The sequence below is a fragment of the Rhodovastum atsumiense genome (genome assembly GCF_937425535.1).
In the GTDB taxonomy this organism is placed as follows: Bacteria; Pseudomonadota; Alphaproteobacteria; order Acetobacterales; family Acetobacteraceae; genus Rhodovastum; species Rhodovastum atsumiense.
In genome coordinates this window covers 34,817-48,517 of sequence record NZ_OW485605.1, presented here as the reverse complement: position 1 = coordinate 48,517, position 13,701 = coordinate 34,817, and the positions used below count along the sequence as shown (strand labels likewise).

General features: G+C 64.5%; 14 protein-coding genes. 9 read left to right on the top strand and 5 right to left on the bottom strand.

Translation table 11 applies throughout. The features are described from left to right. Positions 1–281 precede the first annotated feature (281 nt). A complete protein-coding gene (locus NBY65_RS31880; RefSeq protein WP_150041020.1) occupies positions 282–1,268 on the bottom strand; it encodes a site-specific integrase in 987 nt (328 codons plus the stop codon). 844 nt (positions 1,269–2,112) lie between these two features. Here NBY65_RS31880 and NBY65_RS31875 point away from each other — a divergent pair. From NBY65_RS31875 to NBY65_RS31860, 4 genes are all read left to right on the top strand, one after another. Then, the gene (locus tag NBY65_RS31875; RefSeq protein WP_150041021.1) at positions 2,113–3,066 is read left to right on the top strand and encodes a helix-turn-helix domain-containing protein; all 954 of its coding nucleotides are present in this window, start codon (positions 2,113–2,115) and stop codon (positions 3,064–3,066) included. Next, positions 3,067–3,357, top strand: coding sequence for a hypothetical protein (locus tag NBY65_RS31870; RefSeq protein WP_150041022.1), 291 nt, complete (start codon positions 3,067–3,069; stop codon positions 3,355–3,357). It abuts the gene before it with no gap. 242 nt (positions 3,358–3,599) lie between these two features. After that, positions 3,600–5,417: a DEAD/DEAH box helicase gene (locus NBY65_RS31865; protein WP_239002810.1), complete on the top strand. Its 1,818-nt coding sequence runs from the start codon at positions 3,600–3,602 to the stop codon at positions 5,415–5,417. Positions 5,418–6,143: 726 nt separating this feature from the next. After that, positions 6,144–6,473 (top strand): helix-turn-helix transcriptional regulator, encoded by a 330-nt coding sequence (locus tag NBY65_RS31860; RefSeq protein WP_203330492.1) that lies wholly within the window; start codon positions 6,144–6,146, stop codon positions 6,471–6,473. Between the two features lie 17 nt (positions 6,474–6,490). On the opposite strand, the gene NBY65_RS31855 is transcribed toward NBY65_RS31860, so the two are convergent. Further along, positions 6,491–7,855 (bottom strand): hypothetical protein, encoded by a 1,365-nt coding sequence (locus NBY65_RS31855; RefSeq protein WP_150041024.1) that lies wholly within the window; start codon positions 7,853–7,855, stop codon positions 6,491–6,493. 546 nt (positions 7,856–8,401) lie between these two features. On the opposite strand from NBY65_RS31855, the gene NBY65_RS31850 reads away from it, so the two are divergent. Next, on the top strand, positions 8,402–9,358 hold the full coding sequence (locus tag NBY65_RS31850) for a replication protein RepA (protein WP_150041025.1): 957 nt from the start codon (positions 8,402–8,404) through the stop codon (positions 9,356–9,358). A gap of 60 nt (positions 9,359–9,418) precedes the next feature. Here NBY65_RS31850 and NBY65_RS31845 read toward each other — a convergent pair whose 3' ends face one another. The 3 genes from NBY65_RS31845 to NBY65_RS31835 all read right to left on the bottom strand — a co-directional run bounded on the left by NBY65_RS31845 (position 9,419) and on the right by NBY65_RS31835 (position 11,371). Next, on the bottom strand, positions 9,419–9,766 hold the full coding sequence (locus NBY65_RS31845; RefSeq protein WP_150041026.1) for a ribbon-helix-helix domain-containing protein: 348 nt from the start codon (positions 9,764–9,766) through the stop codon (positions 9,419–9,421). Then, complete coding sequence (locus NBY65_RS31840; RefSeq protein ID WP_150041027.1) at positions 9,763–10,431, bottom strand: ParA family protein; 669 nt, start codon at positions 10,429–10,431, stop codon at positions 9,763–9,765. Before NBY65_RS31840 ends, NBY65_RS31845 begins: the two co-directional genes overlap by 4 nt. 268 nt (positions 10,432–10,699) lie before the next feature. Then, positions 10,700–11,371, bottom strand: coding sequence for a helix-turn-helix domain-containing protein (locus tag NBY65_RS31835; RefSeq protein ID WP_150041028.1), 672 nt, complete (start codon positions 11,369–11,371; stop codon positions 10,700–10,702). A 99-nt stretch (positions 11,372–11,470) separates the two neighbouring features. On the opposite strand from NBY65_RS31835, the gene NBY65_RS31830 reads away from it, so the two are divergent. The 4 genes from NBY65_RS31830 to NBY65_RS31815 are packed head-to-tail and all read left to right on the top strand — an operon-like array spanning position 11,471 to position 13,676. Continuing rightward, complete coding sequence (locus tag NBY65_RS31830) at positions 11,471–12,016, top strand: hypothetical protein (RefSeq protein WP_150041029.1); 546 nt, start codon at positions 11,471–11,473, stop codon at positions 12,014–12,016. Between the two features lie 3 nt (positions 12,017–12,019). After that, positions 12,020–12,667, top strand: coding sequence for a hypothetical protein (locus NBY65_RS31825; RefSeq protein WP_150041030.1), 648 nt, complete (start codon positions 12,020–12,022; stop codon positions 12,665–12,667). Beyond that, on the top strand, positions 12,664–13,308 hold the full coding sequence (locus NBY65_RS31820; protein WP_150041031.1) for a hypothetical protein: 645 nt from the start codon (positions 12,664–12,666) through the stop codon (positions 13,306–13,308). The genes NBY65_RS31825 and NBY65_RS31820 overlap by 4 nt, the downstream gene beginning before the upstream one ends. After that, positions 13,305–13,676, top strand: coding sequence for a DUF1937 family protein (locus tag NBY65_RS31815; RefSeq protein WP_162530560.1), 372 nt, complete (start codon positions 13,305–13,307; stop codon positions 13,674–13,676). The genes NBY65_RS31820 and NBY65_RS31815 overlap by 4 nt, the downstream gene beginning before the upstream one ends. The last annotated feature ends 25 nt before the right edge of the window (positions 13,677–13,701 follow it).

Sequence of the window (13,701 nt, the reverse complement as noted above, 5' to 3'; positions counted from 1 at the left end):
GTAAAATGAGTCTGGGCTACACCTTGGCGAGTCTACTGCTCGCTGCCGCCGCCCGCTGGTTAGCTGACAGAGCACTTTCGGACTCAGCGTCCGAACTCGTTCGCCACATCATGGAGTGGTGGATTATGATGAGGTAGCGAGCGTCATACCGAAAGGTCAGCCGGAACATTCCGGCTGACCTGTGATGCTGGCGGCCTATATCATCATATGCTTGATGGTTTGCCACGAATGTTCGAAGCCGTGACCTCAACCATCGTCTTGTTCCATCGCGGGCCCGCTCGCTACAGGAACCCGCTCCCGGCATGGTCCCTGTAGAGCTGCGCGTCCCTGACGTAGCCCGCCAGCACCTGGACGCTGCGGTGCCTGCTGACCTCCTGGATCTTGAAGATAGATGCCCCGCCCCGGGCAGCCGAGGTGATGAAGCCCGCCCGCAGCGAATGGCCGCCGAACCGCCGGGGGTTGTAGCCCGCCGCCGCGGCCGATGCCTGCACGAGGCGGCCGACGGCACGGTCGCTCATCGGGGAGTCCGTCACGCGCTCCGCGGCGTCGAGACGCCGGAACAGAAAACCGTCGGTGACCGTGGCGGCTGCCAGCCAGGCGTCGAGGAGGGCCACGGGGCGCAGGCGCTCGCCGTTCGGGATGGCGACAATCTCCCCCCGGCCCTCCTGGTCGGTCTTCGAGCGCCGGATCGTCAGGCGGACGCCGTCGGCATCCCGCAGGACATCCTCCGCCCGGATGGCGACCAGTTCGGCGCGCCGGAGCGCCGCAGCGAAGCCGATGGCAAGCACAGCGCGCGCCCGGACCTCCCGCAGGCCGTCGCCTTCAATGGCGCGCAGCATGTCGCGCAGCACGCCGTCGTCGGCCGCAGCCTTCCGCGCCGGCGGCGCGCCACGCGACCGCCGGATCCCCGACATGACTTCCCGGATGACCTCGCCGCCCGGCGCGCGCTGCGGGGCGACCTGCCCGGCCAGCTGGTGCGCCCAGGCGATGGCGGCCAGCCGCCTGGTGATGGTCGGCGGCGCGATCCCGGTGTCTGCCTCGGCGGCGATGAAGAGCGCCACCAGTTCGGGGGCGGCCGGGAGCGGCGGCACGCCACGGGCGGCGCACCAGTCCTGGAATCGGGCCCAGTCAGTGGCGTAGAGGCGCCGGGTGGAAGCGGCGCGGCTGGCATGGGCGTAGTCGCGGGCGGCTGCGGCGTTGGCGTCCAGCCCGACCACCTCCCCCGCGTGGCTCCCGCCTCCGCCTGTCACCGGCACGATGTCGCCCATGCCTGCCACCTCTGCTGTCCTGCGCCCGCCCACTTCAAGAGACTCTACCCCGTTTTTCTCCTTGGGGGGATGTGGTGTCTGAAGAAGTTGAGGCGGCAGCGCAGTTCACCCTGGCCTTTGGCCTGAAGAGGTCGTGGCGCGCGCTCCTATAGCGGCCCCTCGCGTGCGAAGAGGCGCGCGCCGAAACTATGCACGCGACTGGACTTACTTCGCGCGCTGGTGCCAGCCCGGCCGTAGTCGCCGTTCACATGAGCCATGAAGCTGATCGCCGCGGCGCGCCACCGACGGTGAACCGCAAGGTCGGAGCTATCGACTTCTCCTACCGCCAAGCAGGCAGTCCACGCTGCAGAAGGCGGAGACCGACACCATAGTCTTGGACGTTTTCGCCGGGATCCCGCGCAACCACGTTCCACCGTCGAAGAAGAAGGTTGCCGCAGACAGTGACGTGATTTGTACGGTGCTGTGCTCCTGCGGGCACAGTCACACGCCTTATACCGGACGCCCCTGTACAGGTCCGCGCTGGACGCGGCGGCCCGGCTCGATGGGCTTTACGGCTGCGGGAGACGGCTTGCGGCGCCACGCGGCGCGCTGGTCTCCGGGCATCTCCTCATAGCGGGCTGCGCATCCAGCACTGCAAAGCCTGGATGGACGTGCCGCACGTCAGAGAACCTCCTATCTCAGCATTCGAAGCAGGGGCGCTCAAATGCATACGCATATGCATTTGAGCGCTGTCATGCTGCCAAATAGCCGCAGAAACACTCCCAGATGTGTGCAAAAAGCAATAATATGCATATGGTCAGATATCGTTATGTAGGCGAAAGTGCTCTCAGAAAAGGAGAGCAGCATGCTTCGCATCAACCCTCAGCGCCTGAAGCACTGGCGCGAGAAGCGCAACATGAGCATGGCGGACCTGGCGGACAGGTCATCCGTGGACAAGAGCACGATCTTTCGGATCGAGAGCGGTCAGGCGAAGACAACCCGCGCTAATGTCGTCGGCAAGATTGCCAAGGCTCTCAATGTGCCAGAGAAGGAACTTACCTCCGAAGCAGAGCCGGTGGCCGAACAGCACCGCCGGAACACGCAGGACAAGTCGCAGGTCTCTTTCAGGCTGGAGAACCGCTTTCGTAACGCGTTCGCGTTCGTGTGCTGGCGGTACGATATCAACCAAACGACCATTCTGAAGCTCGCCCCTCTGCTGTTCGTGATGGTTGCGGAGGACAGCCTGCGCAAGCGAGTCGAAAGGCTCTCCATGATCCGCTCCGCACAGGGTAATAGCGAAGCGCTGCCGTGGATCTATCGCGACGCGGCTGAGCGTTTTGAGCAGGATGAAGAACGGTCCATCCGATCCAAGGACATCTTTGGCCTCCAATTGAACGACCCTAGCATCCAGCCGTTGGACTTCTTCAAGGACGTGGACTGGGTTGGTCAGTGCAACCCGTTCGAAGCCTACATCAAGGACTGGTTCGAGCGGACCGGTGAGGCGGGCGGGATCGATCACTGGGAGGAAGCGGGCCCCCATTTCTCTATCTGTTCGGAATTGGCGTTGGATTTCGCATGCGGCGACGAAGCTATGGCAATGGCGCTGCTGGACGGAACCGTCGGTCTCCACGAAGTTCCCCACGAACTGCTGGATGGCGAGATGGCCAAGCAGCGTCTGCAGTGGCTCCAGACGAGGGCCGCTGAGGCCAGGGCGCAACGGGAGGAACGGTCACGTGCATTCAGAGAAACGTGTGCCAATTTCCTCGCTAAAATTAAATTTGTTGACACAATGTCTCCCGAACAAGAGGAGAACCGCTAAATGTGGAACGAATGCCATTCCCCTGACCGCCAAGCATTGAAGTTGACGAGGCACGCTGCTGTCCGCACCCAGCAGCGCTCGATACCGCAGTTCATTCACGACGGGTTGCTCGGCTGGGGCGACCGCAGGGATGCGGGTTGCGGGGCTTCCTCCTACTCCTTCTCCAAACGCGGCTGGCGCAAGTTCGCTGAATACTTAGGGGTGCAGGCCAAATACTTTGAGCGCTACCGCAACGCCTACATCGTCGTTGCCGAGGATGGCACCATCATCACCGTTTGTTGGAAGCAATGAGTTCCGGATCGGCGGCGCTGGACATGAATTCCCCGGCACCTTGCAAATAGGTTCGGCGAGTAACGCAGACAGTTGCTCTAGTTCGGATGCAGCCGAGTAGATGAGCGTGCCGAGAGAAATACTTACTTATAACAATTTTTGTTACTTTGGTGTTTATGTCACGCCGTATCGTTTCCCCGCCCGTTGAAGCATTCTCCAAGCTGCGCCAGCCCCTCACGGCGGGAGAGCGGGCCGTGTTCGAAATGTTTGACCGCAATCTTCCCATCGAATGGGAGATCTACGTACAACCCCATATGAACGGGTTGCGCCCTGACTTCGTGCTGCTCAACCCGAAGGTCGGCATCGGCGTCTTCGAGGTGAAGGATTGGGATCTCGACGTCATGAGATACTCCGTCGAAGATGACGGTGGCGGAATACCGGTTCTTGTGGCGCAACGTGACGGGAAGCATTTCAGCATGCAACGGGAGAATCCTGTCATAAAAGTGCGGCTATATAAGCGGAGCATATACGAGCTGTATTGCCCTCGTCTTGAGACGAATAACGGCTTTGCAGCAATAACCGCAGGTGTTATTTTCCCTTACGCTGCGACTCAGAGGGTCAGGGATTTGATGAAGCATTTCCTTTCACATGAAGAGGTTGAGGAATACGCCAAATATCATCCCGTGAGCGGTATGGCAGAAGTCCGTTCTGCCAAGGTCAGGGCGGTCTTTCCTGAAGCGTTCCGTCCGGGCTCGCGCATCATGACCGAAGCGCTGGCGCAGGATTTGCGCGGCTGGCTCGTGGAACCGGATTTCGCGGCGACCCAGAGGGAACCGTTGATACTCGACCATAATCAAAAGAACCTTGTCATTACGTGGCCCACTTCCGGCTACAGGCGCATCAAGGGACCGGCCGGTTCCGGCAAGTCCCTCGTGCTGGCCGCGCGAGCCGCGCACCGCGCGAACCAGGGCAAGTCCGTCCTGATCGTCACTTTTAACATCACGCTTTGGCACTACCTGAAGGACCTGGTCGTCAGAGGACTGAAGAAGTCTAGCAATATCGAATTAATTCGCTTCGATCATTTTCACAATTTCTGTAAACGTGCCTGTTACGAAGCTGGATTCAATGGACGCTATGATTCTTTATTTGAAGATTATTTGAAGTTGAAGGACAAGAGGCAGAAAGATTATCTGTTCCGCGTCGCCATACCGCGTCTGGCTGAAGAGGCATTGGAATCCGGCAATGTAGAGCCGTTCGACACCATCATGGTCGATGAGGGCCAGGATCACGAGCCGAAATGGTGGAACATTATCCGCAAAGCGCTGAAAGAAGGGGGCGAGATGCTCCTCGTCGCCGACGCGACCCAGGACGTTTACGGCACGGGAAAGGCTTGGACTGAAGAGGCCATGCACGGTATGGGCTTCAGCAGAGGGCGCTGGGCACAACTGAAGACGAGCTATCGCCTCCCCCCCATCGCCAAGAACTACGCCAGGAACTTCGCTGAACGATTCCTGCCGCCCCTGACCGCGGATCTACCCGACGATGGGCAGACCGATCTTACCTTGGAGAACTGCAGTCTCCGGTGGGTGCAATGCCCCGAAGAGAAAGGAGCCGAAGTCTGCGTCAGTGAGCTCATGTTGCTCATGCGACAGACCGGAACGAAGGGTCTGGCGAACGCAGACATCACCTATCTTACGGACGATACGAAGGTGGGCGAGAAAGTGATTGCCCACCTGTCGGACAGGAACATCAGGGCGATCAGCACCTTCAACCAGTCGGTCATGGAGCGTCGCCGCGAGAAGATGGGCTTCTACATGGGGAGCGAGCGAATCAAGGCGACGACCCTGCACAGCTTTAAGGGATGGGAATCCCGTCTGCTCGTGGTCTACGTGAGCCAGTTCCGTACCGACGAGAGCAAGGCGCTCGTCTACGCCGCGCTGACACGGCTGAAGCGTAGTCCGGATGGAAGTTGGCTGACCGTGGTGTGCGCCACGCCGGAACTCGCCGCATTCGGCAGGACGTGGCCCGACTACCATGAGCGAGGACACGACGTGGTTCTGTTCCACGCCGTCGCGAAATGAGGGGAGGCGGGGGCGCCGCGATGGGTGGAATGGTGGGCTGCGGCTGTCGATTGACCGGATCGCCGCACGTGGCTGAGAACGAGGTGGATGGCGCCGCCGGGTCGCTGGTGCCGATCGACGTCGTAAGCTTCCGGTCCTCGCGCGAGGAAATCGAGGCCGCCCGCGGCTACTGCGACGCTTCGCGGACCGAAACACCCGAAGCAAATACACTCGCGACTGGTAGGACTTCGGCCGATGGTGCCGATGCACCTGCGTCATGTGATGAACGGTGCTTGGGCTCTTTGACGGCTTGGCGCTGCCGGGCGTGGAGCAGGCGATCACCAGTCCCCCCCCCCTGGCGCCCTCACTGCACTGGCACGGTGCCGTCGTTGCTTGCTTTCCTCTACACGTATGTCCGAGAATTGTGATTCTCGGACAGCCGTAGCATGTCCGGATTCCGGACGGAAGTTGGTTATCACGCCTGTTGATAAAGTAGCCGCCGATTGTGGCGAGCCTCCCACCCGGACCCGCAGGACATCCGAAAGCAACACACCATGTTTGCTTTCGTCTTTTGGTAAAACCGATTTTGAATCAGATGATTAGGCAAACGCCACTGACGCCCTTATGCGCATATCGCAACCACGCTGCCGCCGCACATCAGAGGATGCCTGCGCTCGACGAGCGTTGGTCCATTTTTTGGCCATTAGGCGGCAATATGGCTATAAAATGGGTCAAGATGGCCCTACCATGCCCACCTTGAGAAAGCGCGTTGCACTCCTGCCCGAAAGCGAGATGGCGATGAGCGTCTTTGGCCGCCGCCTCCGGGCGGCGCGCCTGCGCCGGAACTGGTCGCAAGCCGAGATGGCCCAGCGGTCCGGTGTGACCCGGAAGACGTACGCCGCGCTCGAGGCCGGGGACAGCGGCGTCAGCGTCGGCTGCCTGCTGAAGGCGCTGTCGATCCTGGGCTACGCCGACCGTCTGACCGGCATCCTGGATTCCGACCCCATCGGGGCGGACCTGGAACTCGAAACCGGGCGGCGGCGCAGTTCACGCACAAAGGATGTGGAGGACTTCTAGGCTCTGGCCACGCCTGGTTACCGCCGGGTGGCTACGACCTGGCGGGCCAGCGCGACGGCATGCGCGACATCGGCGGCATCCCGACGGCAGCTCTCCGTCGCGAGCATGGCGGCCGCCCTAGCAATCACCGCTGCCCGATCGGCAGGCGGAATCGGCGGATCGGCCGCGTCGACCGCCGCTGCAGCGGCGGCCTCGGCGGCAGCACGGCGGCTGAGCCTGTCGGCAACATCGGCGAGGGCATGCCGAACACCGTCGGCCAGCGGCCAGCCAGCATACTGCTGCGCCAACCGCTCGCAGGCAGCGGCATCGAGTTCCGGTGCGGCATCGGCCAGGGCCGCCACGAGCGCCGCCTCGCGCGCAGCTGGCACGATGGACTGGACGACCGCGGCATTGGCCTCGACGCCTTTCACCCAGGCCAGGGCGGCCCGCCGCCTGACGCGCGGGCAGAGATGGGCGGGCACCTCTTGCCAGACGTCGGCCCGCACGGTCGGCGGGCATGCCTGGGGGTCAATCTGGCGCTCGGCACGTTCGGGCGTCGGCCCGGTACGGCGGGCGCGCGCGATGACAACTGCCTCCCTGCGCTCCAAGGATGCCTCCGCGACCGCTGCCATCGTGTCCAGGACGGCGGCGGCGTCCGCCGGAAGGTCCGGCGGACGCGTGAACCACGTCATCGGCCGAGACCATTGCAGACCGTCCGACCAGCGGCATCCGGCCCGCAATGCCGTTGCGGTGTACCGCCTGGCCTCGGCGGTCTCCAAATCGGCCATCCTTGGCAGCCTTGGGGGCGCCGGGGCGGCAGTGAGACTCGGGGCGACCTTACTACGCGGGCGACCCTTCCCTTCTTCGCTACCCTTTTCTTCTTTCTGTATAGGGTCGGCCCGAGTCTCACCGGCCCCCTGCCCTCCCCCGGTCTCCATCTCGGCCTGCCGCACGGCCTCCCGCGCCGCTGTCATCGCGACCGCGCGTTGCTGGCGGTACCACGTCGCGCGGCTGACCCCCGCCGCCACCCACGGCCGCTCTGCTGCCGCTGCCCGTGCCGCCTGCGCCTCGGCGGCGGGCTTGGCGCCCTCGGCGCGGCGTCGCTGCTCTGACCGCAGCCGCTCTGACACCAATCGCCGCAAGCTGAGCGCCGCCGCTTCGGCGTCCGTGGGGGCCAGCAGGCGCCGCAGGGTCGCGAGGGACGGCGCGGCTGGCGTGTCGGCGAGCAGTTCGGTGACCGCCTCCGCCTGGGGCGCCGTCAACGCGTCGAGGCCGCCCCGGAACTGCACCAGGCGCCCCGTCTCGTCCAGGATGTCCCTGCGCGCAGCGTCGGCGCGGCGGGCGATTTCCTCGGCGGCCCGCGCCGAGATGCGATGACGCTTGGTCCTGGGGGAGATCGGCATGTCGAGGCTCTCTGCGGTGGCGCCGCCGCGCCACCCCGAGCGGAAGCGGGCGCTGCCGACCCTGGCCAGCCGATCACGGGAACGTCAAGCTTGCCAATTCACCCCAAGCAGTGCGGGAGCTAAGCCGGGGCCGCTTTGTGGTTAAGCGGCCCTCGGCCCTTCCTTAGGAACACCGCACGGCATGACGCCGGCGCTGTCTTTGCGACGCCTGTCCGACCGACTCTGGCCTCCGCTGCGCCGCAGCCTCTGGCCGCTTAACCACAAACCAACCCCCGAATCGGGGGCAGGAAGATCGACCTGAGGCACCTCCCCCCCCTGTGGAAAACTCGCTCTGCAGGGGACGCGGCCCATATCGTCATCCACAATGGATGCGCAACGTCCACTGTGGAGAAGCGGCCTCTTTTTGTGGTTAAGCGGCCGCGACTCCAGTTATCAACTGTGGTTAAGCGGCCTGTACAACTAGATAGAATCAACTATCTTTCTATGTAGCCGGGCCGCTTAACCACAACTTGACGTCGGGGATGTGGATCCGGCACCGTTGCGGGCATGAGCGCGAGTGACACATCGGAGGTGCCGCGACTGGTCCTGGAACAGGGGCGAGAAAAGGCCGTGGCCACGCTCAAGGCTCAGGGACGCCACAAGGAAGCCAAGCTCGTCCGGATCTCCGCCGATGTCCTCGCCGACGAACGCGGGCGGCTCGGTATTAGCTACAGCGGGTTCTGCCTCGCGTCGCTTCCCCACAAGGCTCTTCCCGAAGGTCAGGCATGGCGCCGCGACGGGCATCAGGTGACCCTGCTCGTGGAACCCGGCCGAATGGTCATCGATGGCGAAACCCGGGAATTCGGGGTTCCCTACGGCGCCCGGGCCCGGCTGATCGTCATTTTCCTGATGTCCGAAGCCATCAAGACCCGCAGCCGCGAGGTTCACCTGGGCGGCAATATGAACCGCTGGATGAAACGGATGGGGATGTCGATCGGCGGCGAGCAGGCGGCCGCCGTTCGCGATCAGGCCATGCGGCTCTCGGCGTGCAATTTGAAATTCTTCTGGAAGGCCGAGGAAGGCCGGGCAACCGCTTTCCAACGGGCAGCGATCATCAAGCGCGGCCTGTCTTTCCACAGGTCCGAGGACTCATGGCAAGACACTGTTGTCCTCGACGAGGACTTCTACGCCGCCCTACGCGAACATCCCGTTCCGCTTCTTGAGGAGGCTGTGAAAGCGCTTCGCGACCGGAGCATGGGACTGGATGTGTATGTCTGGCTTGCCTACCGCCTGCATGCTCTCTCAGGGCCAACTGACGTGTCGTGGCGGGCCCTATTTGACCAATTCGGCGCCGGGTTCGGGAAACTGAGCCATTGGAAGCCGCGGTTCATCGATTCCTTCAGCGCGGCAATGGCCGCTTACCCGGAAGCCAGGGTGGATGTGGCGGAAGATGGCCTGATCCTGAAGCCATCCAAACCGCCAGTATCCCCGAAGGTCCTGACGCTGCCGTCTCAGTTGCTTTAGAAAGAGCCTTCGCCAGCCGTTCAGTTCACAATACGTCCATACACGTATGCGCACATACGGTCATGCGCGTACGATGCGACCTTTCCCCTTCTTGAGGAACAGCAAATCCACGGCTTCCTCGAGAAGCGCCTGCACCGTTGTGTCCTCCTCCGCCGCAAGCATCCGCATTGCCTTGACGACGCCTGGCTCGAAGTGGCCTCCGAGGAACCGCCGTCCGTCACGCGACGGCCGCTTGGTCTTTTGCTTGGCAGCCTTTGGCAGGCGGGGAACCGCAGCAGTGGTGGCAAGCGGCGCTGAGGGTGCTGGAGACGAAGGCTGCGCCGGCGGCTCGGGTGCAGGCACAGCAGCGACCTCGCGAGCTTCGCGTTCAAGAACGGCCTGGAGCGAGTTTGGACGGGCGGCACTCATGCTGCAGCGGCTTTCTCTGGCTTCCGTGTGACCGTATGAGGCCATACGTGCATACACACAAACTCGTATAGCTGGCGCAACTCAGCAGCCGCCTTCCCTTCCGGCTCGTATTCCATGGCAGTCAGACCGGACTGCTGGGCGCGCGAATAGGCGATCCGGTTGTGAAGCCGGACCGGAGCGACTTCGGCACCAAGCTTCCTGACGGCCTCCTCGGTGTCCACGACCTCTCGTCCCTGCAGCGGGCACAGGGTCAGGACGACAGCATGGGGCACAGGCGGCTCAGTTGCCCGCTTGATGAGCTTGAGGGTCTCCGTCATCGCCATGACGTCCAGGACGCTCGGCTTCGTAGGCACCAGGATGTAGTCGGAGACCTCCGCCGCCTGGTAGGCGACATCCTTGGCAATTGGGGGCGCGTCGATGACCACGAGTTCGGTCCCGGCTTCCTTAGCAGCCGCCAGCATGTGCTTGAGGCGGACGGGTTGAACGGAAACCACGGCTGGCTCGTCGGCCTTCCGCGTGTCCTTCCAAAATGCGGCTGAGCCCTGGGGGTCGAGGTCAAAAACAGCGGCCTGCTTACCCTCCATCGAGGCCGCGACTGCCAGGGCAGTCGCAATCGAAGTCTTTGAAACTCCGCCCTTTTGCTGAACCACCGAGACGACCTTCATCCGCGCATACTCCCATCCGCGTCTTGATGTGTGCGTGTATCAGCACGTGGTTCTATGCGCCAATACAATGATACGTGTCAACGGGCATACACGTATGCTGCAACACGGATTTGCGCCTATGTTCATATACGACCATACACATATACGCGCGTGTCCGTATGACGGCTGAGAGGTCAGCTTCGAACCCGCGCATGTCCGCGTACAGGTATGTGGCCATCCAGGTAAGCGCGTATGCGCTCATGCGTGTATGGTCGTATGGATGAGCGCATCACCCCCAAGCCCACTTCGCGACCACCCGGCCAACCACGTGCACGTCGGACGGCGCCCACGACACGCTGCCCCATCCGAACTCCAGGCTAACGGACATCCCTCCCGCATCCCGGCCACTCACGCCACGTGACGGCGCGCCAATGCGCACGAGGTCGAACTCTCCGGACTCCTCGATCCAAATGACGGCCAGCCCCGGTGGGTAGAGACTGCGTTGCGTCAGGTCGACGATCAGCCGATCGCCGGCGGCCACGCCTTCAAGGCCGCCTTGGGCCCGCAGGACCACCGTCCGGTCGGCCTGCAGCCCCCTGGCTGCAAGGAGGTCAGCGGGAACGCTCCAAAGGGCCAACTGCGGGCGGTATTTCAGGAAGTCCCCTCCAGCGTCGTCTACCCGCCGCAGATCGACCTCTTGGATCTCGGCGGGCATCGAGCGGGCAGGGGCATCGGAGGGCACGTTTGCACCGTCGAGGTCGGCGGGCTGCACACCGAGCACGCGGGCCAGAGCCGCGATAGTTGATGGGTGCGGCTTTTGGCTCCTGCCGGTCATGAGGTTCCTGCAGGCATCAGGTGACAATTGCGCCGCCAGGCTCGCCGCGCGAGGGCTGAGACCCTTGAGCTTGAGGAGGCGGTCGAGGCGGGCGCCCAGGAGACCGCCGGCGGGCTGCAAAGCCATGGAAAGCTTGCCTTCTTATGCTGACTTACGCGGCATGCTTGATACCACACCAACGATTTCGCCGCCAGATTCCGGGCGGCCGTTGGCAGGGAGGTATCCATGCCCGCACGCAGCACGTCCGAGCGCGCCGACGAAATCGCGCACCAGCTCATCGCCGCCTTTCAGAGGCACTCCCCGGTTCCGCTCGACTTCACCAAGGGCAGCGTCTTCCGCACGGTCGCCCTTGGCATCGCCGACGTCCTGGCCGCGCGCGAGGTGGCAGCCGCTGGGCAGCAATCAGGGGCAGCGCCTGAGGCCGAGGTCTTCATCGGGATCGATGGCGAGAGGCATGTGGGACACCTGCTCAAAGAGCCTGCGGACATCACGCAAGCCCGCCTCGACCTCCTGCGCGCCGTGCTCGCGAAGGCCGCCAACGAGCCCGCTGGGCTGAACAGGGACAGGGAGTGGATCCGCGCCCTCCTGCGGGTATCCATCCCGGACACGGAGTTCCTTGCCGTCGGCGTCGCCGAGGACGGCACAATCAAGGTCATCGTTCGATTCGAGGTCGGCGGCACCATCGAAGCCTGGAACGGACGGGCCGCCTTCAGCTCCGGCGTCCGTAATGCCTTCAGCTACCGGACGCTCTCTTCGGCGAGGAGGGGCTGAGCCATGGACGCCACCCTCATCGTCGGCGACGAGGCCCATCCCGCCCAGGTCGCCCTCGCGACGGAGGGCGGCACCCGCCGTCCCTTCGGATGGCTCCCGTCGTCGTATTCCTGCACCTTCAAGCTGACCCCGGAGAGCCAAGCCGAGCTGGATCAGTTCTTCGACACCCTCGCTGACGCTCTCGTGCCGCCCGATCGTTGCCGTGTCGCCCGGCTTGTGGCCCGGGCCGCCCTCAAGGCACTGCACCGCCGCCACGACCAGCACGTGGCGGCCTTGAGCACCACCGCCGCCCTGGCCGCTCGCACTGCCGCGCACCGGGAGCGGATGGCCGCGAAGCAGCAGGACCGCGCCAACCCGGCGACGGTCGCCGAACGTGTGGCCGCCCTGAACACGACGGCTCGCGCCGTCCTGGCGGCCAAGCTGCAGGCCCGCCTGGGTCCGGCTGCGGCCGCCGTTGCCTTGGCGGAGATCCAGCGCCGGGAGGACGACGCGTCGTGGCAGGCAGCCCGGAAGCGCTTGGCGGACGCCAGGCGAAGCGCCAAGGCGTCCGCCGGCGGGTTGAACGGCAGCCGGGCGGTCGCACGGCGGCTGCGGCAGATCGCCGGCGGCCAGCTTGTCGTGATGGCGGCGGGGCAGGGGAGGGCCGCATGACGCAGCAAGTCCCGGCCACCGACCTCGGCGGCGGCGAAGCCTTCCTTGGCATCCTCAAGGAACTGGAGGACGGCCCGGCACCGGGCAGGCTCGACGCACTGGCCGACAAGCTGGCCATTGCGCTCGCAGGCGGCCCCGGTGTCCGCGCACGAGTGCGGATGGCGCTGGACGGTGCCGATGGCAGCTGGTCGGCGGCGTTCCGTCTCGCCGCCGACTGCGGGCTGGATGTGCGCGCCTCGAAGTCGCCGAGCCCGTTCCCGAACGGATGGTACATCGCAGGCACGAAGGACGGCCGTATCAGCGGACGAGGGAAGAACCACGCGCATGCCATCCTGGCTGTCGTCGCCCGGGCGTGCGCTGCGGGTGTTGGGAGGTCGGCATTGAGCGTCGAGGCGACGGAGGGGCGGGAAGGGCGGCCGCAGGTCGAGGGCGGCGAACTCGCGCGGCTGGCGGCCGAGAACGCCGAGCTGCGGGCCCGGCTCGCAAGCTTGCTGTCGGTGTTGCGCGAGCAATCTGCCGAGCCTGAGTCCGCGAATCGCAGGTCGGCGGAAGCCATTACCTGGGCAGACGCCGTGCGTGTCCGCGCGGATGCCATGCTGGCGAGCGCCGACAAGGCACTTGTGCGAGGGAGGGGACAGTGAGCGGCACGACCTTCTGGTATCTCGCGTCGCCATACAGTCGCTACCCGGGCGGCATCGAGGAAGCGTTCCGGCTGGCTCTCCGCGAGACCGGGCGCCTCGTCAGCGCCGGGGTGCCCGTCTTCTCCCCGATCGCCCACACGCACCCGGTCGCCGTCGAGTGCGGGCTGGACCCCTACTCGCACGACATCTGGATCCCGGTGGACGAACCGATAATGCGCGCCGCCTCCGGCCTGATCATGCTGCGAGCCGAGTCCTGGGAGCAGTCCTACGGCATGCGGCTCGAGTTGGAGGCGTTCACCGCCGCCGGGAAGCCGGTGGTGTGGATGGACGTCGGCACGGTGCCCGCCGAGCTGCGGAGGGCGCCATGACCTCCGGTGCACTCCCGCGCGGTCC